Below are 1,573 nucleotides of genomic sequence, written 5' to 3'. Positions count from 1 at the left end.
ACCGTGAAGTGGTTCAACGATGCCAAGGGCTTCGGCTTCATCACCCCGGAAAGCGGCCCGGACCTGTTCGTGCATTTCCGCGCGATCCAGGGCACCGGCTTCAAGTCGCTGCAGGAAGGCCAGAAGGTGACCTTCGTCGCCGTGCAGGGCCAGAAGGGTATGCAGGCTGACCAGGTGCAGGCCGTCTAAGGACGCCTGCCACCGCAAGGTGCCGAACGCCGGGAGCGCAAGCTTCCGGCGTTTTTGTTTGGGCGTTTCTTTTTTCGGACAGCGGGTTCCCGCTGATCGCGGCGCCGTCGCCATGGCGCCAGATGCAGCGACGATGCCCTGCATGCGCGGGTTCACACCTGCATCCGGCTACCATGGCGGCCCCCGAGCTCCGGAGCCGTCGCCATGATCACCGTGCATCACCTCAACCAGTCCCGGTCGCAGCGCGTGCTGTGGTTGCTGGAGGAACTGGCGCTGCCGTACCAGGTGATCAAGTACCAGCGCGATCCCAAGACCATGCTGGCGCCGCCCGAGCTGCGCGCGATCCATCCGCTGGGCAAGTCGCCGGTGCTGGTGGACGACGGCCACGTCCTCGCCGAGTCCGGGGCCATCCTCGACTATCTGGTGGACCGCTACGACACCGGCAGCACGCTGTCGCCGGCGCCGCAGCCGCTGGATTCGCCCGAGCGCCTGCGCTACCGCTACTGGATGCACTACGCCGAGGGGTCGGCGATGCCGCCGCTGCTGATGAGCCTGGTGTTCGGGCGGATCCGCTCGGCGAAGATGCCGTTCTTCGCGCGGCCGATCGCCAAGGCCATCGTCGACAAGGCGATGCATGGTTTCGTCGGTCCGCAGGTGCGCCTGCACCTGGACTGGATGGAGCGCGAACTGGCCGAGACCGGCTGGTTCGCCGGCGACCGCTTCACCGCCGCGGACGTGCAGATGAGCTTCCCGGTGCAGGCCGCCGCGGCGCGCATCGGCCTGCAGACGCATCCGAACCTGGCCGGGTTCGTGCAGCGGATCGAGCAGCGCCCCGCCTATCAGCGCGCGCTGCAGCAGGGTGGTCCATTCGAACTGCTCGGCAGCGCGGACGGTTGAGTTCCGTCCGCGTCGTCCGGGTCAGCGGGCGGCGGGACGTGCCGGGCAGGCACGCACGAAGGCGATGCTGTCGGCCATGACCGGCAGCGCCGGGTCGTCCTTGCGCAGCGCCAGCACCAGGCGCATGTGGCCGACGCCGGGATAGGTCTTCAGTTCGGCCGGTACCCCGGCGCGCTCCAGCGCGGCCTGCAGCGACTGGCTGTTGTGCGGCTCCACCACGGTGTCGGCGTCGCCGTGCAGCAGCAGCGCCGGCGGCTCGTCGCCGTCGACGAAGTTCACCGGCTGCGAGCGCCGCTGTTGCGCCGGGTCCTGGCCGAACATGCCGATCAGGTCCGGATCGGTCAGCGGCAGGAAGTCGTAGGGGCCGGCCAGCCCGACCAGGCCGCACAGTTGCCGCGGCGACAGGCCCTGCGCCTGCAGCCAATGAGCGTCGGTGGCCAGCAGCGCGGCGATGTGCGCGCCGGCGGAGTGGCCCATCAGCACCAGC

At 69.5% G+C, this 1,573-nt stretch carries 3 protein-coding genes; 2 read left to right on the top strand and 1 reads right to left on the bottom strand.

Features of this window, described 5'->3' with window-relative positions:
• Positions 1 to 189, top strand: a 189-nt coding sequence (locus CEK66_RS19870) for a cold-shock protein (RefSeq protein ID WP_304951743.1), incomplete at its 5' end; no start/stop codon positions are given.
• Positions 190 to 393: 204 nt separating this feature from the next.
• Positions 394 to 1,086: a glutathione S-transferase gene (locus CEK66_RS19865; RefSeq protein ID WP_017909326.1), complete on the top strand. Its 693-nt coding sequence runs from the start codon at positions 394 to 396 to the stop codon at positions 1,084 to 1,086.
• Positions 1,087 to 1,107: 21 nt separating this feature from the next.
• Here the strand turns inward: CEK66_RS19865 and CEK66_RS19860 are convergent.
• Positions 1,108 to 1,573 (bottom strand): prolyl oligopeptidase family serine peptidase (locus CEK66_RS19860; protein ID WP_152238041.1); only part of this gene is annotated, 466 nt, incomplete at its 5' end.

Source organism: Xanthomonas sp. LMG 12460 (genome assembly GCF_009192895.1).
Classification (GTDB): domain Bacteria; phylum Pseudomonadota; class Gammaproteobacteria; order Xanthomonadales; family Xanthomonadaceae; genus Xanthomonas_A; species Xanthomonas_A sontii.
This window is presented reverse-complemented; position numbering and strand designations above follow the sequence as displayed.

Excerpts from the sequence above, each read along its gene's own strand:
- CEK66_RS19865 (WP_017909326.1), top strand. The coding sequence starts at position 394 with ATGATCACCGTGCATCACCTCAACCAGTCCCGGTCGCAGCGCGTGCTG.